Origin of the sequence: Pseudomonas sp. SWRI68, assembly GCF_014269165.1 — a bacterium.
In the GTDB taxonomy this organism is placed as follows: Bacteria; Pseudomonadota; Gammaproteobacteria; order Pseudomonadales; family Pseudomonadaceae; genus Aquipseudomonas; species Aquipseudomonas capeferrum.
This window is the reverse complement of record NZ_JABWRU010000019.1, coordinates 22,499-45,556: the sequence shown is the minus strand read 5'-3', so window position 1 is coordinate 45,556 and position 23,058 is coordinate 22,499. Positions and strand designations below refer to the sequence as shown.

Genomic DNA, 23,058 nt, shown 5'->3' with positions numbered 1-23,058 from the left:
CTACCAGATTAGCCCGTGGCTATTCCGGCCTCCCAGCACGCCGGTTTTGGGCTTTACGCACCTAACCTAATACAGAGGTAAGTGTCATGACTGAGGTAAAAGGGACTAAAGTGTTTAGCCGGGAAGAGATTGCCGAATACTTCCAGGAAGGCGATGCCATCACGATCAATGGTGCGCGCGGGGTCTGGCAAGGGAGCTCTAAAACTGAGGCCGAGGTGAAAGTAGACGGCAAGCGCCGTTCATTTGCCTGGAAAGACATACAGACCGTTGCGGAACTGCCTGCCAAACAGGCGCAATTGGCAAAGGAGTTTGCGGCGCTGTTGGCGCTGGGGTGGGTCTTGATCGAGCGAGAAGCCCCTATGTCTTACCTTTATGATGAACCTGGGCCATTTCTCATTCGCTGGACGCTGGAGCAAAGTTCACTTGATACGGTTTATCATTACGGGCACTTTTATCGTAACCCAATAATGGGCGAATTCGGCTGGAAGCCTGACGGTGATCTCGCCAAGCTGCCTGCACACGCCGATAATTATTTCATCAAACGTGCTATTACTGAGAAAACGCATAACGAATCCATACCCTGGGGCTATACCAGTCATATTTTCCGTTACCTTGCGCCCGGAGAGAAGAAACCCGAAGGCATTGGCGGCATCGATACGCATACGACCAGGCTGAAAGAGTTGCTGGGGGATCTCTACCGCCCGGGTGATTGGGCAGTGACGCAGGCTAACAGCGGGCGCGTTGCCATCAAGCGCAACGACGGCAGTGCAGGCCAGCAGCCCGGCTCTGGGCAGGCCGGCGAGAGCACCGGTGGCCTGCCTGGCGAAGGCGGCTCAAGTACGGGCACAAGTACGGGCACAGGTGTTGCCCAGGCTTCGTTTGGGCCGATGTGGAGCGACGCAACAGACAGCGCGCTCGACAACGATATCCTGCCGAACATGACAGGTTTCGAGCCCGCCACCCTCGGTGCCGGCGAGCACACGTGGTTCAGCTCTGCGTACCTGTTGGCCGACCGCGACTTGAGCGTAGGTGAGCATGTGCATGCCTGGCTCGTCAGTGAACAAGATGGGCGGATTCTCAAGACGGTTGCCTGGAAGGCGACGGCCACCGAGAAGGCCAAGGCGGAGTGGCCCAAAGCCTTCTTGACGGCGGTCGACAAGGCACCTGCCATCGACGGTTACAAATGGATCTGCGCCGGCCACCTGGCCGACGTAGGCGGTTTGGACATCAACAAGGCAGGGAGCCCGACAACTGAGGCGTTTGCCGCGCTGTCTGACGCCGATAAAGATGCGATCAACCGGTTGTGGCACTACGGCAGCGGCTGCCGTTTGTTCACCAATGCCCCGTTCCAGGCCAACCAGGTCATTGCCGGGCGGGTGCCTGACATAGCGCCACCGGCCGGCGAAAGCGTTAGCGTGCAGGTGCGCGACCGCACCTCCCTGCACCTGTACGAGACCTACCTCTACACACCGCCAGCAGTGCACGATGATACGTCAGTGAGTGCATGGTCCAAGGGGCTGTGCGATGCCATCAACGCCAAAGCGAAGGATGGGCAATACGGGATGCTGCGCGCCGGGGGGCTTGACGACGACAAGGTCACTGTGACGTCGGCGGACAGTGGCAATGCGTTGTGGGTGGCGCAACATTCGAACCTGTCGGTAGAGCTTGATGCACTGACCTGGCAAAAGCACCGCGCCGTGGCTGCGTTCAAGCCCATCGAAGGGGCGGTCATTCAGTTTCATCTATACGACCGCTACAGCACGGGGCAACTACCGGGTTCACCGTTCAGTTACACCGTCAAGAAAACCGATAGCGATGCGCAGAAGTGCCTGGTTTCACTGAAAAAAGCGCTGGCGGCCTCGCCACTGGGAAGTTACTTGTGCTTGGCCGCTGCCAAGAACCCTGGCGTCACACCGACCACCGCCAGTGAGTGGGCATTGTGGCTCATGCCGTTACCTGTCAGGTTGACTGTGATTGGTGTGCCTGGGCTGACCGGGGACTACGAAAAAGCGCTGGAGACGTCTGACGGTAAAGCGCTGAGTCTCAGTGAGCTTTATGACGGGTACAAGGATGGAGTGGCCTTGACCTTGACCGATCGCTGGAGTGGGCACTCGGTAGAAACATGGACGTTCACGCCCAGCCAGGAACAAGCGAAAACCCAAGCGCAGTGGCTTAAAGCGTTGGGCGGGAAGGTGGCATCTTCTGTTCCAGAGTGGGGCGAAGCAAAGACTCGAGCCACAATGCCGAGCGAAACGACTACGGATTTTTCGAAGCACTTCCTGTGGTTGCCCCAGGATGCCGAATGGGTGGTGATTGCGAAACAATTGCAGGAAAAAAAATCGGAATTAGTGGAAGTGCCCAAATTAAAGCCCCGGCTAATATCTGTGCGTAATATGAGGATTGGGCAAGAAGCAGTCGGCTACGCGACTGCAAAGGCGTGGAGTAATAGCTCGGGCTTCAATAAGACCTATGCCAAGTTAATAAGTTGGGGTGGGGGGGTTTTGAACGAGCGTGATTGTGATCAAATGCAGATGCGGATTGGTGGGGTTGGGTATAATCCTGAAACAGCGACTTATAAGGACTTTGATTTCAAAGCCCCCTCGGCCGATACTGCGGCACTTCTATGTTCTAAACTGGCAGCAGATGATATTTCGTATCCACAGAAAGATGTATGGGAGTTTCGGTTTCATGGTAAAGAAAAATATGTGTTGGAGTGCTTGTCGTGCACGGAAAGTAAGCTGGCTCTCAAGTATGTACAGCCTAATGATTTCGAACAGCAGGTGCGTGCACTTCTATTGCTGATGGCTTATAGGGCTGGTGAAGTTGTAATAAAGCCTGGGGATTTCTTGCAAGATAGTTTTGAGCTGAAGTCTCGGTTTATACCGGCTCTGCGAGATCTGAGTGTGTATAGCAGTTTGAGAGATTTAGAGGTGATGAACTTGTTTGTGGCGGATGTCAAATGCTTAAGGGTATTAGCGGAGGCTGCTCTCGATTTGGTCGCGAAAATCATTCTTCTGCGTGTCTTGTTTGAGGAAGATTTCTACGCTCCCATAGACGATCTCGATGACATTGAGCGTGGCGTGATTAAGGTGGGTTTCGACGCTCCCATAGGCGCTTTAGAACAAATTAAGCATCACTACTATGACTATGGCGGCTACCATGTTGCGTCGAAAGTCGTAGTTAATGGTATTGTTCAGGAACTTGATGGCGCTTTAGGTTCTCATGGGCTTAAGGAAGTCACATCGGTCTATTCACAGTTGTCAGAGATGCAGTACGATATGTCGCGTCTTTCAGTATCACGAGAATTCGAGGGGAAAATAAAAAAAGCTGTTGCTGAAGTGAAAAAGCATATGCTGAATGTTAAGTCAGGGGAATTTGATCCGTTATTGGCTCGCCCAGGAGTTGTAGAGGCCGTAGAGGCCCGTGACACGTATACACTCAGAAGGTTGATGTGCGCTCAGCCCACAGAGTTCAGCTCATACCTTCACCTGCAGTTAACACGGAGCGCATTGGATAAAGGAATTCGGTACATTTCCTTCACGTCGGACTATGCGCCGGATATTCTCGCTGCAGCAAATAGGGCTGGATATGGCGGAATCCGTCTGCACATTCCCGATGAAGAAAAAATCAGCGGTGACGCAGAGCTCTGTGCAGTGAGTTATGTCAGCAGGTCGGGCATTCATTCCGTATGCAGGACCGGGGATGCGCAGCCCAATCCTCACTCTAGGGCCACCGCGACCATTCAACGGCCATTCGAGGGCAAAAAGTTCGTCGTTGCTGATACTTTGTGCGCAGACTACGCCGGCACCCTCGGCTCCGAGGTCTACGATGTCAGTGGCGCCAGCGAAAACGGCGTGGACCCAAAAACCGGGCTGTTCCATGCCCATTACCCGGTCGGCGTGATCCGCGGCCTCAGTGGCAAAGGCCCGGAAATCGACCTGACCCTGCACTACTCCGCTACTCGGGCCAATGAAAGTGCCCTGGGCGACGGCTGGGCGTTCCGCTTCAGCGCCTATGACAACTACGCGCACCGCCTTACGCTCAGTAACGGCCAGACCATCACCTTGACGGATGCCTTGGCTACTCAGGCCAGGAAGGCCGAAGGGCTGTCTATCAACGGCGTAACTTTGACTGGCGCCAAGGGCACATTCAACGAGCTGACAGGGTTGACCGTAACCTTCCCTTCCGGGCGCACCGAAACCTTGGCAAGACCCCATCCGTATGATGGTAAAGAGCCGAACGAGAACTACAAAAAGGCCTTTTTGACCAAAATTGGCTCAATCAAGAACAACCTTGAACAATGGCTCAAGGAACCGGGCATTACGGAAGAACATAAAACCTACTTCAATGCGAAGCTGGAGGAGATCAATGCGATCCAAAAAGACAAGAACCGCAAGGTTTATACCCTGGTGCCCACCAGCATCACTTCCCCGCAGGGCGGCACGCTGACACTGAAGTGGCAAGGTAAAGAAGGCCACATCCTCCTGACGTCCATCGCTGACGGTAAAACCACACTGCTCAAGGCCGCGCATGGCACCCCAGTGGCAAAAGGCAGCTACAGCAGCACCTTCACTGTCTGGCCAGAAACGGACGAAGCATACGAGGTCACCCTCACCATCAACGACTGCCTGCTGACCTGCCTTACCCGTAAAGGCGAGGATGCCAGCGCGCCAGTGCAGACCGTAAAGTTCGGCTACGAACGCGAACCGGTCCTGGACCGTGTGCTGTGTTGGGTAGCTGAAGAGGACGGGTCCATTGAGGCCGTGAGTTATGCCCCTAACTGGAAGAACTGGGATCTGAGCGACGCCGCCATCCCCCTGTCAAGGGTGCTGCGCCACACCCTGGTGCCAGGCGCAGGGCAGCAGACGATCAGCCATATCTGGGAGTATGAAGGCAACATCAACCAGATGGGCAAGCCCGGGCAGACGTATTCAGCCACCTGCTCGCTCGAGACCGGCAGCGCTGCGCGTGGGCCGTTGACCCGCCGCACTTGGGCATTGAAGAACGGCTTCCTTTTGGAAACTCAAGTCATCCAGGAAACCCCGGGTGTAGTTCGGGAAACCACAACGATGGTGTACCCCGATTCGATTACCAGCACCGACCCCAACCTGAAGTTCCGCCTGGCCACCCAGCCCGTGAGCACGACCGTCACCACCGAGGACCTGCGCCTGCCATCAAGGGGCGCCACTGTCGCCGACAGCGCTGCCGAGTCAGCCAAGGATGGGAGCCGGTCATGAGCACAAAAACGACCACCAGCAGCCAATCGACAGCGCCGATGGCACCTGTGCTCCGCGCTGCAACGGAAACGACTCGGTTCACCTATGACCCGCTCTGCGCAATGCTGACCAAAACCGAGACCGATGACGGCTGGACCTCGCATTTCTGCTATTACCCGGTGACGGCCAGTAACGACAAACCCGACCGCAGCGATAAGGTGCCCACAGTGCGGAGCGTGCTGCAAGGCCTGAAGCTGGAGGAAGGCACGGGTATCGTCAGCACGCTGGGGTTGGCGTGTCCGAACCTCCCGGACCCGAGCTCCCCGCCGCTGATGGGCCATTGCAGCTATGTCAAGTTCCCTGATGGCACTCTGTCAGACATGACACTCACCCTGTATGGCTATCAGAGCGCAGGGATAGACAGCAAGGGGATGCTGGTACCCGATACAATCTTGACGATTGAAGGCGTCACGGTTGACACCGGCGGTACGCCCTGGACCGTTGGCAAAGCATCTGACCGGGTGGGTGTGGTAGTCAGCCTGCAGCAGCTCATGACGACGGTGATCGATGGGCAGTCCAGGGCGCAGACCACCTGGACCCGCTGGTATAAGGACAATACTGCCCGCCAGACGCGCAAGGTCACCCAGGTCACCGATGTGGATGCCGCGGCGGGTACCGTGGCTAGCAAAAGCGCCACGCCGTTGCAGTATGGCAACCTCAACCTTACCGCGACGCTTTCTCACCAGATCCGCTCAGCCAGAAGCGGCCGGGTGCTGCGCGAGACCGAGCAGGATGACTTGGGGCGGCCGGCAACCATGCTGTATTACCGATATGACGCCAGGGACCGCTCGGTGGCCAGCAGCACCTATGGCTGGGACGAGACGGGATTCATGGCCGGAGAGGTTAGCGAAGCGCCGCTGGCTACCCTGAGTGTCGAATGGTCGGAAACGTCAAATGGCACTTCGGTGCGCACAGTAGGACCGGATGGGCGGTCAGGGCGGACATTTTTCGACGGTTTGCAGCGGCCGGTGCGCCGTGAGCTCCAACGCCTTGCCGGTGATGATCACTGCGCGAGCAATTATGTTTGCCTTGAAGAGATCGCCTACGGCGCTGACGGAGAGGTGCAGCACCAATGCGTCTTTGACTATCTTCCCGGAGGGCTGTGCCTGCGTAACGAGGGGGCATCCCTGCCGGACAACTTGCAGGGCTGGTTCTGGCAGTCAGAAACCCGAACGCTGACACGGGACGCTGACGAGAGCGAGATTCTGACTACCGAGGTCTTGACCGGTAATCTGTCTAAAGGGGTGCTGCACGGCCAGCACACGACGCAGCACAATCACAATGACGGCCAGGTCTCGATCACTCAGCTTCTCAAGCGGCGGCGTGACACCTCTGCCCACTTGAGCAGCACCGGGCGCACTCACGTTGATAAGCACAATGCTCGCGGTCAGCGTATCGAATCGACCGAAACCGTGATCATCGACAATGCAGAAGTTGCCCGAAAGTGGGCGTATGCGTACGACGAACTCGGGCGTAGGATCCAGATCACCACGCCGGACAATACGGTGTTGAAGTGGACGTACCAAGGCCTGAGCGAGACGCCAGTCAGCGTCAGCCTGAAACCGCAAAAGGGTACAGAGCAGCAGCTTGGCCATCAGACGCTGTTGGGTTCAAGTCATCACAGTGGCGAGATTGCCTCACGAACGGTAGGTGGCCCGACGTCGTCGCTGACTTATTCACAAGAAGGTGCACGCTACAAGCGCCCAGATGGCACACGCCTGTGGAGTGAGCCCAATGAAGATGGCGATGCGCAGTGCTGGTATACCGACAGAGCCGGCAAAGACGTCAGTGTACCTAAAACCCTGGTCGCGTCATTCGCCTATAACGACATCACCCGTACGTTGTATACAGAGCGGCCCGAGGCGGCAGAGCAGGTGCAGAGCAGGGTTCTAAGCGACTGCACGCTGCCGCTTCTGATGGGGGCGGTTCAATCCAACCGATGGGTACGTGGGGGGCACCAGCAACAATGCTACCAGCAGTCTCTACGCGGTGATGTCAGCGCGATCAGGCATGCTAACGGCATGTCGACTCGCGCTTGGCAGGATGGCTGGAATCGGCGTTCCCGTGTGCGGCGTGGACGCCTTGAGTATCGTTATCGATACGGCACGTTAGGCGAAATCGAACAATTGACCGTGCAGGACCTTCGCAGCGGTAGAGGCATGACGGTCTCCATGGCCTACGATGACTTGAGCCGGGAAACACAAAGGACCTATCGGCTGGACGGTGTAATCAAGAGTCGCTACGTGCAGAGCTGGTCATTGAGCGGTCAATTGTTGAGCAAGACCTGGTACCGCAATGCAGAGCAGACGGCAACACGTACTGAAACCTACACCTACCACTCATTGCGAAATGAGCTCGAGTGCTGGTGCGTTGAGGCCAAGGAGGGGTATGCAATCGAGGATGCGCACGCCAGAAGCCTCAAACAGCAGCGTTACAGCTACGATGCGCTGGGTAATCTTGTGAGCTGTACCACAACATTCAGCGATAACAAGACCGAGACGCGCAGCTACAAGTACACAGATGCGTCGCAACCCACCCGGCGCACCCACGCAACCGTGACGCAAGCAGATGCCAGTGAGGAGCAGGCGGTACTTAGCTGTGACGCCAATGGCAACCTGTCTGAAAATGCCTTGGGTCAGACGCTGACCTATACCCAGAGTGGGCAACTGCGCTCTGTCAGCGCTGCGGGTAGCACGCTTGCCACCTATGAATACGATGAGTTGGGCCGCCTGGCGGCTCAATGGGATGAAACTGGCAAGCAGCGCCGTGTGCTTCAGTACAGTGACCATCAGCTGTGTGGGGAGGTGTGGTTGGATGCTGAAGGCAGCGTGCTCCGGCGCCGCCTGCTCGATGAAGAGGCGGGCTTGGTTGTGGACTGCATTTCGGCCGAAAGCGCGCGCGAGGTCTTGCAAACCTACTTCGTCCTGGCCGATCCGCAAAGTGGGGGGGCAGAGGAGTATTCGATCAGCGCTGAAGGCAAGTGGCAGAGCCGCTCGATCGGGTTTACCCCGTGGGGCGAGGCACCCTTGGCGCGCTTGAATACGTTCAACAGTGGCACGGCTTACAACGGTCAACGCGTGGACCCTGTGACGGGCAGTTATCACTTGGGTAATGGCTATCGGGTGTATGACCCAAGGCATCAAGCCTTCTACCAGAGTGACAGCTTGAGCCCATTCGGTGAGGGCGGCCTGAACGATCGCGCCTATTGCGCGGGCCGTGATCCGGTTAATTGGCACGACCCCAGCGGCCATATCATGATCAGCCGCCGAGATCAGGCTGAAAGCCTGGCTTCGCTGGATGAAATGATCCGCGATACTACCCCGCCTCATCATGATAGCGCTGCGTGGTGGGAGTGGGCATTGCTGGGTGTGGCGACCGCCTTTGCGGTCATGGGTGCTATTGCGACGGGGGGAATGCTTGGAGTGCTGTTTCTGTTCATTGCGGGTGTGTCATTCGGATTGACTGTGGGAGAGCTTGTGCTACGCAAGAGCAATCCCGCGTTATCTGAGAAGTTGGGCTGGGCCGCGTTAGCCACGAGTCTGTTTGATGCCTCGGGCAAAGGCCTGGCCAAAGTCGGTCGCCAGGTCACGACAGGCGCTCGCTATGGGGTTCAGGCCATTCGCGGACTAAGACAGAGCGTAAAACTGCACGGATTGAAGTCGTTGTTCAAGGCGTCGCGCCGTTCAGCGTACTTGGTAAAAAACACGCGCGCCGCAGAGATGCTTGAGGAGGCCACGCATCTCGGAGGAATCGAACTCGGCGGCAGCATGAAAAGTGCGCGGGTCATTTCGCAGAAACCGGATATCATTCCTGGCGTGGGATTCTTTGAGGACCTCGCCGACGTCAAGCCAGCGATAACCAAAAATGCCACCGCAATGATGGAGTTTATCGAGCAGGAGGACAAAACCCTCAAAGCTGCACGCGTCAAAAAGTTCGAGTCTTCCGTGGTCGACAGTTACCAGGCTGCCTTGAAGGACGTTGAAAAGTCGCACAAGAATTTCCTGAAGTTGCGTGACGAGTCGGTTATCTTGAAACGGAACTTTAATACAGTCCTTGATAAGGAGTACCGCACGGTGCAAGCGGCCCGCGACGAGTTGGACGCTATGTTGGCCGGGCAGGTGACCGTGCAGGGCAACCGGATAGATACCATTGCCGTAAACCGCGTAACGCCAGACAATGTCGATGAGTTTTCCAACCAACTGCATGAGCTTCGCTATAAATTCAGCGACGAAAGTGTCTACTTGGGCGCTACGTCAATCATCGATAAAGCACTGCTGAAGAAGGCACCGCAAAGCGGTGCCGCAGGGGTCAGCCATTGGCAGGAAGTGGCCAAGGATATCAGTAAACAACTTCAGGCGAGGGCGGCCGCGCTGGAAATAACGCACAGTGCGGAGATCACCAAGATAAAGGCGATCAACAAGAAAATTGGCGACGCGTTCGTCGTCTATGAAAAGACGACGTTGCCTGCCTTGAGGAAAGCGCACAGTGCTTGTAAAAAAGCGTTGAACACATTTATTAAAAAGAAGCAACTTTCTGGTCTGGTACTTCAACCGGTCCCTGAGTACGTTCGCCCCAAGCTCAGAGCAAATTTTCTTGCCCATGGTTATGCTGCGGAAGGTGCGGGCGCTGCGTTGGTCCGCTATGAACCCACGGGGAGAGCGGGCCATTACAAACCCGTCAGGACTAGCCCTGAGAAGTTCTATAAGTTGCTAGGGGAAGACCTGCAAAAACGAATGAAGAACACCCCCGGCGAGTTGAAGAAACTGACCAGAAAGCGCTGGGGCGAGATCAGTGCCGTCGAGTGGAGCCACTTGTCAATGAAGCGGTACGACTGCGCGCGCCTGTTGTCCTGCAATTTGGGGTTGGAATTCAACGGGCGTTCGTTTGCGCAAGGTTTCAGCGACGTGACACGCAAGCCGGTTAAAGCCTCAGTGAGTAGATTGTTCATCTCGACGCCTGATAACTCGACATTGTTCAAGCGTTTCAAAAAACTTGGCTTCAAGGGCAGCTTCAACGACTATTTCCGGACATTCGTTGCGGCTCCGAATTCCGGGTTTGCTATTAGCAAGCAACCGAACATGGAAGGTTTTTACAAAACAGACTGGGGCATTCAATATAATATGAAGCATTTCTTCCCGACGTAAAAACGGCGGCCTGTTCCAGGGGCTTATCCACCTGCCCAGACGGTCGCGCCTGTGCAGGTGGGTAAGTGGGCAGGGGGCTCAGGCCCGCTCACCACACAGATCCTGCGCAACCCATTGCTCAGCCGCCTCTGCATCCAGCCCCGCCCCCAGCAGCGCAAACATCTTGCCCAACGCCGCTTCACGGGTCATGCCGCCACCGCTGACCAGGCCTGCGCCACGCAGGCGGTTGCCCGCTGCATAGGTATCGAATACCACCGACCCTTCCGGGCACTGGCTGATCGCAACCAGCATCACACCCCGCTGACGGGCCGCCTGCAGCACCTCCAGCAAGGCCTGGTCATCCGATGGCCCCGTGCCGCTGCCATAGCACTCCAGCAGCAGCCCTTGCACGCCGCTGTCTAGCAGCGCCCGCAAATGCTCGGCCTGCAAGCCAGGAAACACCGGCATCAGCGCCAGGTTGACCGGCTGGCGTGGGTGCTTGTAGCCAAGCTCGGCAGGCAGGGCAGTGGCACGCTCACCGTCGCGATGACGCGGCAGCGCGGCAAAGGCATCAAAGGCCTCGCTGCGCAGCTTCGAAGCCCGGCAGCCATGCAGCAACTGGCCGTGGAAGTACAGCTGCACGCCCTCTTCAAGGCCTTGCTCGCACTGGCGCAGCGCGCCGCACAGGTTGTCCCAGGCATCACTGCCGGGCACGCCGGCTGGCAGCATCGAGCCGGTCAGCAGCACCGGCGCCGGCAAGCCAAGCAGCAGGAACGACAACGCTGCCGCGCTGTAGGCGAGGGTGTCGGTGCCATGCAGCACCAGTACGCCATCGTGGCCGGCAACGTCCACCGCTTCGACGATGGCATCGCGCATGGCCAGCCAGTTGTGCTGCTGCATGTTGGCGCTGTCGAGCAGCGGGTTCATTTCCTGCAATGTCCACTGCAACTGGGGGGCATCGGCCATTTGCGCGAAGTGCTCGCGCATCCGCGCATCGAAGCCGCCCGCTGGCGCCAGGCCTTCAGGGGTTTCGAGCATGCCGATGGTGCCGCCGGTGTACAGGACGAGAAGATTCTTTACTGCGCGCATGGAGAACATCCGTAGCGGTGAGCGGAGAAAGAAGAGCCGCCCGCAGGTGGGGCGGCTGGGCAGGGCAGAGTATCAGCGCTGCGGCTGGGCTTGGCCAACGGCTTTGTCAGTGGCTGTTTCCACCTGCGGGTTGGCAGGCCAGGCGTCGCGGTCCAGGTCCAGGTCGGCGAACTTGGCAGAGTCGAACACCGGCTGCTTGATGCCCGCTTTGCGCTGGTCGTCGTAGTCGCGCATCACGCGCAGGCCGACCTTGAACAGCAGGGCCAGGGCCACCAGGTTGACGAAGGCCAGGCAGGTCATGGTGATGTCGGCGAAGGCGAACACGGTCGACAGGTCTTGCACCGAACCCCACACCACCAACGCCAGTACCAAGGCGCGAAACACCAGCAGCACCACGCGGTTGCGGCTGAGGAACTGCAGGCTGTTCTCGCCCAGGTAGTAGTTGTAGAGGATGCAGGTGAACACGAACAGCGACAGCGCCACGCTGACGAACAGGCGGCCCCAGTCACCAACCACGGCGGCCAGCGAGTTCTGGGTCAGGACAATGCCATCACCTTCGAAGCCCGGGGTGTAGAAGCCCGACAGCAGAATCAACAGCGCGGTGCAGGTGCAGATCACGAAGGTGTCGAGGAACACACTGAACGCCTGGACCACGCCCTGGGCGCCAGGGTGTTTCACCGCGGCCACCGCGGCAACGTTCGGTGCACTGCCCAGACCCGCTTCGTTGGCGAATACGCCACGCTTCACGCCCATGACGATGGCGCTGCCGAGCAGGCCGGCGAACGCGGGGTCGAGGCCGAAGGCGCTCTTGAAGATGGTTTCCAGCATGGCAGGTACGTGTTCGATCTGGGTGCCGATCACGTACAGGGTCACGCCGATGTAGGCCAGGGTCTTGATCGGTACCAACAGGTCCGACACGGCAGCGATACGCTTGATGCCGCCGATGAACACCACGGCCAGCAGCACCGCCAGGGCGATACCGGTGTGGCTCGGCGCGAAGCCGAAGGCGTTTTCCAGCGAGTGGGTCACGGTGTACGACTGCAAGCCCATGAAGGCGAAGCCATAAGTGACCAGCAGCAGGATGGAGAACACCACGGCCATGCTTTTCAGTTTCAGGCCGTGCTGAATGTAGTAGGCCGGGCCACCCCGGTACAGGCCATCGCCATCGGCGCGCTTGTACACCTGGGCCAGGGTACATTCGAAGAAGCTGCTGGACATGCCCACCAGTGCGGTGACCCACATCCAGAACACGGCACCCGGGCCGCCAAGGGTCACGGCGATACCGACACCGGCGATGTTACCGGCGCCAACGCGGCCGGCCAGGCTCAGCATCAGGGCCTGGAACGAACTCAGCTGGCCTGCCTGGCCGCGCAGCGATTCCTTGAACACACTGAACATGTGCACGAAATGACGGAACTGCACGAACCGCGAACGGATGGTGAAGTAGCTGCCGAGTCCGACGATCAGCACGATGAGTAGTTTCCCCGAGAGGAAATCGTTGAGTGCTTCGAGCATTGGGAAATGACCTCGATTCTTATTCTTCGTGTGGAAAGACAGCGGGCGGCAGGCGCGCCGCTATGCGTTGGGGCGCATGGTTGGCTATGACAAGAGTGGTTACAATTTCGCATTTTGTTCTGAGTTGATGCGACTTGATGCTACACTTGCGCCATTCGCGTCACCTGGAAGCTTCTGCATGAGCGAGCATTTCGCTACCAACCTCAAACTGGCCTGCAGCCACTACCGCTCTATCTCGGAAGTTTGCCGGCAGCTGTCGATCAACCGTGCCCAGTTCAACAAGTACCTGAGCGGCCAGAGCCGTCCGACGGCGTTCAACCTCAAGCGCATCGGCGATTTCTTCGGCGTCGAGGATTACGAACTGAACGTGCCCCCCGAGCAGTTCTCCCGGCTGATCGGTGCGCGGGTGTCGGCCGTGGCCGACCAGCCCAGCGACCCGATCAGTGAATTGTTCCGGCCCTTGCACGAGCACGCCGGCAACCTGTCGCGCTACTGCGGTTACTACTTCGAGTACTCCAACTGCATGTCGGTACCGGGCTCGGTGCTGCTGTCGCTGGTGCACCTGCGCGAAGAGCGCGGCCGCTTCCTGTTCGAACGCCAGGAGCGTCAGGAGCGCAGCAGCGCCACCGACCTGCACGCCGAGGTGCGTTGTCGCTACCTGGGCGCGGCGTTTCAGTTGCAAGACCGAATGTTCCTGATCGACTACGAGTCGCTGACCCTCAACGAGATGAGCCAGACCATCCTCATCCCCAGTTTCAAGAGCCGCATCACCCGCCTGAACGGCCTCAAGACCGGTGTCTCCAGCGGCGACCGGCGCAACCCGGCCTGCACTCGCGTGGTGTGGGAGTACCTGGGCGAAGAGATCAACCGCATCAATGCCTATCGCCAGGTCAAGCTGTACCGGCCGGATGACCCGCGCATCGATGACGACGTGCGCGAACGGTTGAGTGTGGGGCCGTTGAGTAATGGGTTGTTCGAGATCGAATAGGTTTTGGCAAGGGCAGGGGAGGGCGTCAGGGCAGCTACCCACCCGTGTTGGACTTCCCGGGCAGGAAACCGCAAAATGACCCCTTTCCCTCAATCAACCTCTCCGGATCTGCTGACTCTATGCGTATGCGCCTAATGCTGTTGGGTGGTGGCAATGCCCTCGGGCAAGCGCTGATTCGTCTCGGGGCTGAAGAGGACATCGCATTCCTGGCACCGCGCCCGCCGGAAAACGGCTGGGGCCCGGCCAGCCTCACTCAGCTGCTCGACGATCACCGCCCCAATGCCTTGGTCAACCTGGCCTATTACTTCGACTGGTTCCAGGCCGAGTCGGTCAGCGAACAGCGCCTGGCCCAGCAGGAGCGGGCGGTGGAGCGGCTGGCAGAGTTGTGCCAGCACCACCAGATCACCTTGGTGCAGCCTTCGAGCTACCGGGTTTTCGATGGCTCGCGGGCTACGGCCTACAGCGAGAAGGACGAGCCGGTGCCGCTGGGCCTGCGTGGCCAGGCACTCTGGCGTATCGAGCAGAGCGTGCGTGCGGCGTGCCCGCAACATGTGCTGCTGCGCTTTGGCTGGCTGCTCGACGAGAGCGTCGACGGCACGCTCGGGCGCTTCCTGACCCGTGCCGAGCAACCCCAGGAGTTGCTGCTGGCCGATGACCGGCGCGGCAACCCGACGCCGGTCGACGATGCGGCCCGGGTGATCCTGTCGGTGCTCAAGCAGCTCGATTGCAGCGCACCGCTGTGGGGCACCTACCATTACGCTGGCAACGAGGCGACCACGCCGCTGGCGCTGGGGCAGGCAATTCTTGCCGAGGCCGGCCAGTACCGTCAGCTGGCGGTGCAGGCCCCCACGCCGCAGGCCCATGCCGCACGGCCGGATGCCAGCGAAGAGCCACAGCACGCAGTGCTGGCCTGCAAGAAAATCCTTCACACCTTCGGTATCAAGCCGCGCGCCTGGCGCGCTGGCCTGCCACCTCTACTGGACCGTTTCTACCGCCATGGCTGACGCCCCCATCCTGATCACCGGCGGTGCCGGCTTCATAGGCTCTCACCTGTGCGATGCGCTGTTGGACAAGGGTTACGCCGTACGCATTCTCGACGACCTGTCCACCGGCAGGCGGGACAACCTGCAGATCGCGCACCCGCGCCTGGAACTGATCGAAGGCGATGTCGCCGATGCCGGCCTGGTCACGCGTGCGGCCGCGGGCTGCAGCGCAGTGGTGCACCTGGCGGCAGTGGCGTCGGTGCAGGCCTCGGTCGAAGACCCGGTAAAGACGCACCAGAGCAATTTCATTGGCACCCTCAATGTCTGCGAAGCCATGCGCGTGCACGGTGTGCGCCGGGTACTGTTCGCGTCCAGTGCTGCGGTGTACGGCAACAACGGCGAAGGCGAGTCGATAGCCGAAGACACGCCCAAGGCACCGCTGACGCCTTATGCTGTGGATAAGCTGGCCAGTGAGCAGTACCTGGATTTCTACCGCCGTCAGCATGGCCTGGAGCCGGTGGTTTTCCGCTTCTTCAATATTTTCGGCCCGCGCCAGGACCCTTCCTCGCCGTATTCCGGCGTGATCAGCATCTTCAGCGAGCGCGCCACCCAAGGGCTGCCGATCACGGTGTTCGGTGATGGCGAGCAGACCCGCGATTTCCTCTATGTCGGGGACCTGGTGCAAGTGATGATCCAGGCGCTGGAGCAGCAGCAGGTCGAGGAGGGGGCGGTGAATATCGGGCTGAACCAGGCCACGTCGCTCAACCAACTGCTGGCGGCGCTGGAGAAGGTGATCGGCAGCCTGCCTGCGATCAGCTATGGCGCGGCGCGCTCGGGCGATATCCGCCACTCACGGGCGGATAATCAGCGCTTGCTGGCGCGCTTCGACTTCCCGCAGGCAACGCCGTTGGTCGAAGGTTTGTCCCGGCTGCTCGGCAAGGCCTGAAAGCCGCCTGACGCTGTGGGAAGGTGGTCACGGAGTTATCCGTGGCGCACCAACCTGCGCTGGCAATCTTCCGGCCGCAACACCCGGCCATCCTCAGTGCGCACTTGCAGCGGAGCGATCGCCTGCCCTGTGGCCTGCTCCAGCAGTGCCGAGCGCGCCTCACCCGCTTCGAACAAAAAGCGCTCACCCCACTGGCGCAAGGCAATCACCAGCGGAAACACCGAACGGCCCTTCTCGGTCAGCACGTATTCCTTGTAGGCACTCCCATCCGACGCCGGCTGCAGCTGCAGCAAGCCACTCTCGACCAGCAACTTCAGGCGTGACGCCAGGATGTTCTTGGCCAGCCCCAGGTTTTTCTGAAACTCGCTGAAGCGGCCTAAACCATCGAAGGCATCGCGCAAGATCATCAGCGCCCAGCGGTCACCGAGCACTTCGAGGGCTCGGGCTACCGGGCATTGTGCGTTTGTTTCGTTAAGCATCAGCGAAGACTCTTCGGTTGTTCTGGTTGCAGATTAAAACCACATTTGCTAGAAAGCCACATGTGGTTTTAATTTGAAACCAGTTCGGAGGGATACGCCATGCACGCCTCAAGCACTTCACCCCCTCGTCTGACCCAAGCGATGACCCTGTTGCTGGCGCTCACCTGTGCCATGGCCGTGGCCACCGTGTACGTCGCCCAGCCACTGCTTGAGTCGATGGCATTGGACCTTGGGGTAGGGCAGCAGCGCATCGGCTGGGTGGTAGGTGCTACCCAGGCGGGTTATGCGCTGGGCTTGCTGCTGATCGTGCCGTTAGGCGACCTCATCGACCGCAAGCGCCTGATCATCGGCCAATTGCTGGTTTCGGCGCTGGCGTTGGTGGCGGTCGGCATGGCTTGGGGCTGGGCGGTGCTGCTGGTGGCGCTGGCCATGGTCGGGCTGATGGCGGTCATGGTGCAGGTGATGGTGGCGCATGCCGCGACCCTGGCCACCCCCGCGCAACAGGGGCAGGCGGTGGGCACCGTCACCAGCGGGGTGGTGCTGGGCATTCTGTTGGCGCGCCTGGTGTCTGGCGTGGTCGCCGACGTGGCCGGCTGGCGCGTCGTCTATCTTGCCGCAGCCGGGGTGCTGGTGCTGATGGCCGGGCTGCTCTGGAACGGCATGCCTGGCACCCGGCCTGCGGCGCAGCGGTGCAGTTACCTGGCGCTGATCGGCTCGCTGTTTGCTTTGTTCAGACAAGACCCGCTGCTGCGCCAGCGAGGGTTGTATGGATTATTGATCTTCGCCGCTTTCAGCGTGCTGTGGAGCGCCATGGTGCTGCCGCTGAGTGCGTCACCCCTGGCGCTCAACCATACCCAGATCGGGCTGTTTGGCCTGGCGGGTGTGGCGGGGGCCTTGGCCGCTGCCCGGGCCGGTCGCCTGGCCGACCAAGGGCGGGGCGATCGCACCACCGGTCTGGCCTTGGGCGTGCTGACGCTGTCGTGGCTGCCGACGGCGTTCGTCGAGCACTCGCTACTGGCGTTTCTGCTGGGCGTGGTATTGCTCAATTTCGCGGTGCAGGCGGTGCATGTCACCAACCAGAGCCTGTTGTTGGCCGGGCGCAGCGCCCTGGCGAGCCGGCTGATTGGCGCCTACATGTGCTGTTATTCGCTGGGTAGCGGCCTGGGTGCGGTACTGGCGACCTGGGTCTATGCCCGTTGGGGATGGGCTGCGGTGTGCGGGTTGGGGGCGGGGATCAGTGCCACAGCGCTGGGCTGCTGGCTAGTGTCGAGCACCGGGAGCGCGGCCGTGGCCGCCCTCCCGGCCCGGGATCAGAACTTGTAGCCAAGGCCGACCATGTACACCCACGGGTCAACGTCGACGTCGACCTTGGTCTTGCTGTAGCCCAGTGCGGTCGGGCCGTTGACACTGGCCTTGGTGTCGATGTCGACGTACCAGACAGAGGCGTTGACCAGCAGGTTGTCGGTCAGCATGTAGTCCATGCCCAACTGGCCAGCGATGCCCACCGAATCCTGCAGTTTCAGGTTGCTGAAGCCCTGTTGCTTGCGTGCGCTGCTCAGGTCTTCATCGAAGAACAGGGTGTAGTTGATGCCCACGCCGGCATACGGCTGGAACCTGGAGTTGGGCTCCATCGGGTAGTACTGCAGCGACAGAGTCGGTGGCAGTTGCTTGATGTCGGCCAGCTTGCCGTCCAGGCCGCCGCCCAGGCCCTTGACGCCGACGGTGTGCTTGAACGGGGTGGCCGCCAGCAGCTCCAGGCCGATGTGGTCGGTGAGCATGTAGGCGAAGGTCAGGCCCAGCTGGGTGTCGCTGTCCAGGGTCGCCTTGGTGCCCGACACCTTGTTGCCATCGAACTTCAGGTCGCCGCTGCTTTCGTTCGGTGCGGTAGTGATGGCGCCGGCGCGCAGAATCATATCGCCCGCCTGGTAGGCGTGGGCGGCAGGGGCGGCAAGGGCGAGGGCCACAAGCGAGGCGCCAAGCAAGGACTTGTTCATGGAAGCTCCCAGAGGACATTAATAATCGAGTAGTCCAATGGTACGGAGGCGTCTAAACAGAAAGTTTGATCCAGCTCAAAGAAGCGTCGTAACGAATTCGAAACAGTTCTCACTTCAGCTCATAAGCGTATATTTTCTCGGCTTCCATCTGGTATCCGGCGTCGGCCAGCTCGCTGCTGGAGGCTCTGACCTGCAGTTTTCCCTCGATCCAGTAGGGCTGATAGAGGTCTTCGACGCGCACGCCCATCTCGCTGAAAATATGCACGATCTGATTCGACGGCGGCGGGGGTACGTGGATGCAGGCGCCGTAGTAGGGCACTAGCAGAAACTCGGTGGTGCGGCCTTCCTCGCTGACTTCCAGCGGCACGATGTAGCCGGGCAGTTTGATCTGCTGGCCGTCCAGGCTTTGCACCACCGGTGCATTCGGCGCCTGCTGGTGGGCGGCGGGGGCCGACTCGGCAGACAGGGCGTCGCTCAGTTGTGACAGGTCATGCAGTGGCGCCAGCTGCGGCGGGATGACGGGTGCGCCTTCGGGGATCAATGCGGGCCAGTCGAGTTCGCGAGGGTCGGTGGCCCAGGCAGGTAACGCCAGCGTGAGCAGCACAAGCAGGACGATGTGCACGGCGTGCACTGGCCGCTTCGCGGGTAAACCCGCGAAGCAGGCGGTGAGGTTTGAGGTCATGACGGTTCTCAAAGGTGAATCGACAAGCCATCGGCCAGCGACTGCCGGTAGGCACGCCAGGCCGGCACGCTGCCCATCAGCAATGCTGCGCCGAGGATGATAGCCAACAGCGTCCACTCGTGCGCACTGGGCATGGCCAGTGGCAGGAACAAGCCGTAGTTGGCCTGCACATAGCCCTGCGCCACGGCGATGCCAGCGTACAACAGCCCCAGCCCGGCCACGATCCCCACCACTGCCAGCGACAGCGCCTCGAGTACCAGCAGCCCGGCGATATGCCAGGGGCGGGCACCTACCGAACGCAAGATCGCCATCTCCCGCCGGCGTTCGTTGAGGCTGGTAAGAATGGCTGTGAGCATGCCGATCAACCCGGTCAGCACCACGAACAGCGAAACCACGAACAGCGCCTGCTCTGCGGTACCCATCAGGCTCCACAGTTCTTGCAGGGCAACCCCGGGCAAAATCGCCAGCAAGGGTTCGTTGCGGTACTCGTTGATTTCCCGTTGCAGGCTGAAGGTGGCGATCTTGCTGTTCAGGCCGAGCATGAACGCGGTGATGGCGGCGGGTTGCAGGTCCATGGTACGGGCCTGTTCGGCGCTGATGCGCCCCGCGCCACGGGCCGGCACGCCGTTGTGCCAGTCGATGTGAATGGCCTCCATGCCGCCCAGGCTGATGTGCAGGGTGCGGTCGACCGGGGTGCCGGTGCGTTTCAGCACACCGACCACGGTGAAGGGTTTGTCGTCGTGTTTGACCAGGCTGATGGCCGCCACGCCATGCGCCAGCACCAGCTTGTCGCCGAGCCGGTAGTGCAGCGCCTCGGCCACCTCGGCGCCGAGCACCACTTCGAACGGGTCATCGGCGAACGCACGGCCCTGGCTCAGTTCCAGGTGCTGCCTGCGGCCATATTGGTAATGGCTGAAATAGTCGCCGGTGGTGCCCATCACGCGATAGCCGCGGTGCGAGTCGCCGAGCGAAATGGGGATCGCCCACTTTACCCGTGGGTCTTGGGCATAGTGCTGGTAGCTGTCCCAACGGATGTTGTTGGTGGCGTTGCCGATACGAAACACCGAATACAACAGCAGGTTCACCGACCCCGAGCGGGCGCCGACAATCAAGTCGGTGCCGCTGATGGTGCTGGCGAAGCTGGCGCGGGCCTCGGTGCGTACCCGCTCCACGGCCAACAGCAGGCACACCGACAAGGCGATGGCGAAGGCGGTAAGGAAGGCGGTGAAACGGCGGTTGGCCAGGCTGGCCAGGGCAAGACGAAGCAGGTACATCAGGCCTCCCGGGGCTTGGCGGCGCGGTTGAGTTCGGCCAGGGAAAGGTGCCGGTCGAACAGGGGGGCCAGGCTCTGGTCATGGCTGACGAACAACAGGCTGGCGCCGGCCGCGCGGCACTCGTCGAACAACAGGCGGATGAACGCTTCGCGGGTGTCGGCATCGAGGGCCGAGGTCGGTTCGTCGGCGATCACCAGTTCGGGCTGGCCGATCAGCGCCCGTGCGGCGGCAACCCGTTGCTGCTGGCCGATCGACAGGCTGTCGGCGCGACGGGCGAGCAGGGCCGGGTCACCCAGGCCCAGATGGGCAAGCAGCGTGGCGGCAGCGTTATCGACGCTGCCATGGCGCTCGGCCGCCCGTGTGGCTCGGCTACGCGAGAAGCGGCAGGGCAGCTCGACGTTCTCGCGCACCGAAAGAAACGGCAGCAGGTTGAACTGCTGGAAGATGTAACCGGTGTGGTCGACCCGGAAGCGATCGCGCGCGCCCTGGCCGAGGCTGCCGAGGTCGCGGCCAAGCAGGCGAATGCTGCCCTGGCCAGGCAGGTTCACCCCGCCCAGCAGGCCCAGCAGGGTGGTCTTGCCACTGCCGCTTGGGCCTTTGAGAAACAGCGCCTCGCCGGCCGCCAGATGAAAGGCGGGAATATCCAGCAGGGCCGGCTGACCTGGCCAGGCGAAGACAAGGTCATGCAGTTCGATCAGCGGCTGGCCCATTCAGAACGCGACCGCAGCCTTGGCAGGCGTTGCTTCCACGCCTTTCTGGCCTGTCGGGCCGATCAGTTGTACGTTGATCTTCTGGGTTGCCGGGAAGGCTTTGAACAGGGGGGCGAGGTCGATCTGGGTGAGCGTGTCCGGGTTCGCGCAGGTCAGTTGATAATGCGCACCGATGTCGCTGTGTTGGTGGCCGTGCTCATGTTCGTCGCCATCGTCGTCGGCTTTCGGCGCGTCGCCGAACAGGGGGCTTTCCAGCGCTTGTGCATCGTCCTTGCAGCCGGCAGCCGCGGCCAGCCCGAACAGTTGCAAGGGGTGTTCGAGTTGCTGGCGCACGGCGGCCACCTTGGCCTTGTCGGCATCGCTGCTGGCGGCATGTTCAAAGCCGACCAGGTTCATGGCCGGGCTGTCCAGCTCCAGCTCCAGGGTACTGCCATCCAGCACGGCATTGAGCTTGGCCACGCCGTGCTCGTGGGCACCGAGGGTGCCATGGGCGTGGTCATGGTCATCGTGGGCATGCGCCATGGAAAGGGGCAGCAGGGCGAAGGGCAAGGCGAGCAGCAGACGACGCATGGAAGGCTCCAGGAGCAGGCTGGGGATGGTTTGGTAATGTTATAACAACTTTTCTCTGCGCCGCCAGCCTGTGTGGTGCAGGTTTCATGTTGCTGTAGCATGGCCACATTGAACTGTGCTCAAGGAAAAGATCGTGAGAATTCGTGGACAGATTGGTGACTGGCCAGTGGACCTGACCATCGAGATGGACCCGGCCGAGTGGGCGCAGTTGGGGCGGCAGATCGAGGTTCCGGTTGTGGCTGAAGCAGCGGCCACCCCATCGTCGGCGCCGAGGCAGGATGACGGGCATTGGGCGGCAGCGCGCCAGGTTTTGCGCCAGGCGGGGCAGATGAACGGACCGGAGTTGCTGGACCGCCTTGAGGGATTGGCGGGCAGTACGGCGGCAGGTAAGCGGCTGTTGGTGCGGTTGCGCCACAGCAGTGATGTGAAGGTGGAAAGCGGCGCGGATGCGCCGGTCTATCACTGGATCGGCTGACCCGCAGGCGTGCAGCATTGCCTGCGGGAGCGGGCTTGCCCCGCGAACGAGGGCGGAGCCCTCGCAGCTGCTACGGGTCAGAACATGGCTGAAGACAGCTTGCGGCGGTACACCCCAACCAGCGGATGATCACTCCCCAGCAACTCGAACACTTGCAGCATGGCCTTCTGCGGCAACCCGTTTTCATAGCCACGGTTACGCTTGAACAGCTTCAACAGCCCCTCCAGCGCCGCCTCGTATTGCTGGCGGGCGAGCTGCTGAATGCTCAACTGGTAGGCCGCTTCGTCGTCTTCCGGGTTCTGCGCCAGGCGGCTTTTCAGGTCGGCGACTTCTGGCAGGCTGGCGGCCTGGCGCAGGAAGGTCAGCTGCGCCTTGGCCCCGGCCAGGGCGGCCTTGTGCTCATCGGTCTTGACCGCGTCCAGCACCGTCTCGGCCTCGCCCAATTCACCCCGTTCGGCCAGGCAACGGGCGTACAGGATCAGCGCCTCGGCATTGCTGTTGTCTTCGCCAAGCAGCGCCTGCAGCAGCGCTTCGGCTTCGGCAAAACGGCTCTCGGCGAACAGAGCCTTGGCCTGTTCCAGTGGCGAAGCGGTAGGGGCGGCAGGCATTTGCACGTGCGGTTCGAGCAGTGCGCGGATCGCCGACTCCGGCTGCGCACCGGCAAAACCATCGACCGGCTGGCCGTCCTTGAACAGCACCACGGTCGGCAGGCTGCGGATGCCGAACTGGGCGACCACCTGCTGTTCTACGTCGCAGTTGATCTTGGCCAGCAGCAGCTCGCCCTGGTAACCCTCGGCGATCTTCGCCAGCAAGGGCATCAGCGCCTTGCACGGGGCGCACCACTCGGCCCAGAAGTCCACCAGCACCGGCTTGTGGAAAGAGTTCTCGATGACCAGTTGCTGGAAGGTGGCATCGGTGGCGTCGAAAATGTACGGCGTGTCTTGGCTCATCGCG

Annotated in this window: 16 protein-coding genes; 7 read left to right on the top strand and 9 right to left on the bottom strand. The window is 60.6% G+C overall.

The features are described 5' to 3' along the window. Window positions 1-86: 86 nt before the first annotated feature. Both HU770_RS21775 and HU770_RS21770 read left to right on the top strand, forming a co-directional pair. Window positions 87-5,237 (top strand): hypothetical protein, encoded by a 5,151-nt coding sequence (locus HU770_RS21775; RefSeq protein ID WP_186665498.1) that lies wholly within the window; start codon window positions 87-89, stop codon window positions 5,235-5,237. Continuing rightward, complete coding sequence (locus HU770_RS21770) at window positions 5,234-10,420, top strand: RHS repeat-associated core domain-containing protein (protein ID WP_186665496.1); 5,187 nt, start codon at window positions 5,234-5,236, stop codon at window positions 10,418-10,420. The genes HU770_RS21775 and HU770_RS21770 overlap by 4 nt, the downstream gene beginning before the upstream one ends. A gap of 78 nt (window positions 10,421-10,498) precedes the next feature. On the opposite strand, the gene HU770_RS21765 is transcribed toward HU770_RS21770, so the two are convergent. Both HU770_RS21765 and HU770_RS21760 read right to left on the bottom strand, forming a co-directional pair. Then, window positions 10,499-11,497 (bottom strand): asparaginase, encoded by a 999-nt coding sequence (locus HU770_RS21765; RefSeq protein ID WP_186665495.1) that lies wholly within the window; start codon window positions 11,495-11,497, stop codon window positions 10,499-10,501. Window positions 11,498-11,560: 63 nt separating this feature from the next. After that, the gene (locus HU770_RS21760; RefSeq protein WP_033703469.1) at window positions 11,561-13,003 is read right to left on the bottom strand and encodes a sodium:alanine symporter family protein; all 1,443 of its coding nucleotides are present in this window, start codon (window positions 13,001-13,003) and stop codon (window positions 11,561-11,563) included. 178 nt (window positions 13,004-13,181) lie between these two features. Here HU770_RS21760 and HU770_RS21755 point away from each other — a divergent pair, with 178 nt between their 5' ends. The 3 genes from HU770_RS21755 (at window position 13,182) to HU770_RS21745 (ending at window position 15,920) form a co-directional block, all read left to right on the top strand. Beyond that, the gene (locus HU770_RS21755) at window positions 13,182-13,991 is read left to right on the top strand and encodes a helix-turn-helix transcriptional regulator (RefSeq protein ID WP_033703468.1); all 810 of its coding nucleotides are present in this window, start codon (window positions 13,182-13,184) and stop codon (window positions 13,989-13,991) included. Between the two features lie 119 nt (window positions 13,992-14,110). Then, window positions 14,111-14,995, top strand: coding sequence for a sugar nucleotide-binding protein (locus HU770_RS21750; protein WP_186661130.1), 885 nt, complete (start codon window positions 14,111-14,113; stop codon window positions 14,993-14,995). After that, window positions 14,988-15,920 (top strand): NAD-dependent epimerase/dehydratase family protein, encoded by a 933-nt coding sequence (locus tag HU770_RS21745; protein ID WP_033703465.1) that lies wholly within the window; start codon window positions 14,988-14,990, stop codon window positions 15,918-15,920. The genes HU770_RS21750 and HU770_RS21745 overlap by 8 nt, the downstream gene beginning before the upstream one ends. Window positions 15,921-15,955: 35 nt before the next feature. Here HU770_RS21745 and HU770_RS21740 read toward each other — a convergent pair whose 3' ends face one another. Next, the gene (locus HU770_RS21740; protein ID WP_095065405.1) at window positions 15,956-16,399 is read right to left on the bottom strand and encodes a helix-turn-helix domain-containing protein; all 444 of its coding nucleotides are present in this window, start codon (window positions 16,397-16,399) and stop codon (window positions 15,956-15,958) included. Between the two features lie 99 nt (window positions 16,400-16,498). Here HU770_RS21740 and HU770_RS21735 point away from each other — a divergent pair, with 99 nt between their 5' ends. After that, window positions 16,499-17,722, top strand: coding sequence for an MFS transporter (locus HU770_RS21735; protein ID WP_186665493.1), 1,224 nt, complete (start codon window positions 16,499-16,501; stop codon window positions 17,720-17,722). On the opposite strand, the gene HU770_RS21730 is transcribed toward HU770_RS21735, so the two are convergent. The 5 genes from HU770_RS21730 to HU770_RS21710 form a co-directional block, all read right to left on the bottom strand. Then, the gene (locus HU770_RS21730; RefSeq protein ID WP_014589498.1) at window positions 17,710-18,393 is read right to left on the bottom strand and encodes an OmpW family outer membrane protein; all 684 of its coding nucleotides are present in this window, start codon (window positions 18,391-18,393) and stop codon (window positions 17,710-17,712) included. The genes HU770_RS21735 and HU770_RS21730 overlap by 13 nt on opposite strands. Window positions 18,394-18,502: 109 nt before the next feature. Further along, window positions 18,503-19,015 carry a DUF3299 domain-containing protein gene (locus tag HU770_RS21725; protein ID WP_186665520.1) on the bottom strand — a complete coding sequence of 171 codons (513 nt, stop codon included), beginning with the start codon at window positions 19,013-19,015 and terminating at the stop codon, window positions 18,503-18,505. 68 nt (window positions 19,016-19,083) lie between these two features. After that, window positions 19,084-20,349, bottom strand: a complete 1,266-nt coding sequence (locus HU770_RS21720) for an ABC transporter permease (RefSeq protein ID WP_186661126.1) — start codon at window positions 20,347-20,349, stop codon at window positions 19,084-19,086. Continuing rightward, window positions 20,349-21,059 carry an ATP-binding cassette domain-containing protein gene (locus HU770_RS21715; protein ID WP_186661124.1) on the bottom strand — a complete coding sequence of 237 codons (711 nt, stop codon included), beginning with the start codon at window positions 21,057-21,059 and terminating at the stop codon, window positions 20,349-20,351. The genes HU770_RS21720 and HU770_RS21715 overlap by 1 nt, the downstream gene beginning before the upstream one ends. Then, entirely contained in the window at window positions 21,060-21,629 is a 570-nt protein-coding gene (locus tag HU770_RS21710; RefSeq protein ID WP_186661123.1) for a DUF2796 domain-containing protein, read from the bottom strand. A gap of 133 nt (window positions 21,630-21,762) precedes the next feature. On the opposite strand from HU770_RS21710, the gene HU770_RS21705 reads away from it, so the two are divergent. Continuing rightward, window positions 21,763-22,104: a hypothetical protein gene (locus tag HU770_RS21705; RefSeq protein ID WP_186665491.1), complete on the top strand. Its 342-nt coding sequence runs from the start codon at window positions 21,763-21,765 to the stop codon at window positions 22,102-22,104. 77 nt (window positions 22,105-22,181) lie between these two features. Here the strand turns inward: HU770_RS21705 and trxA are convergent, their stop codons facing one another. Continuing rightward, window positions 22,182-23,054, bottom strand: a complete 873-nt coding sequence (gene trxA, locus HU770_RS21700; RefSeq protein ID WP_186665489.1) for a thioredoxin — start codon at window positions 23,052-23,054, stop codon at window positions 22,182-22,184. Between the last annotated feature and the right edge of the window lie 4 nt (window positions 23,055-23,058).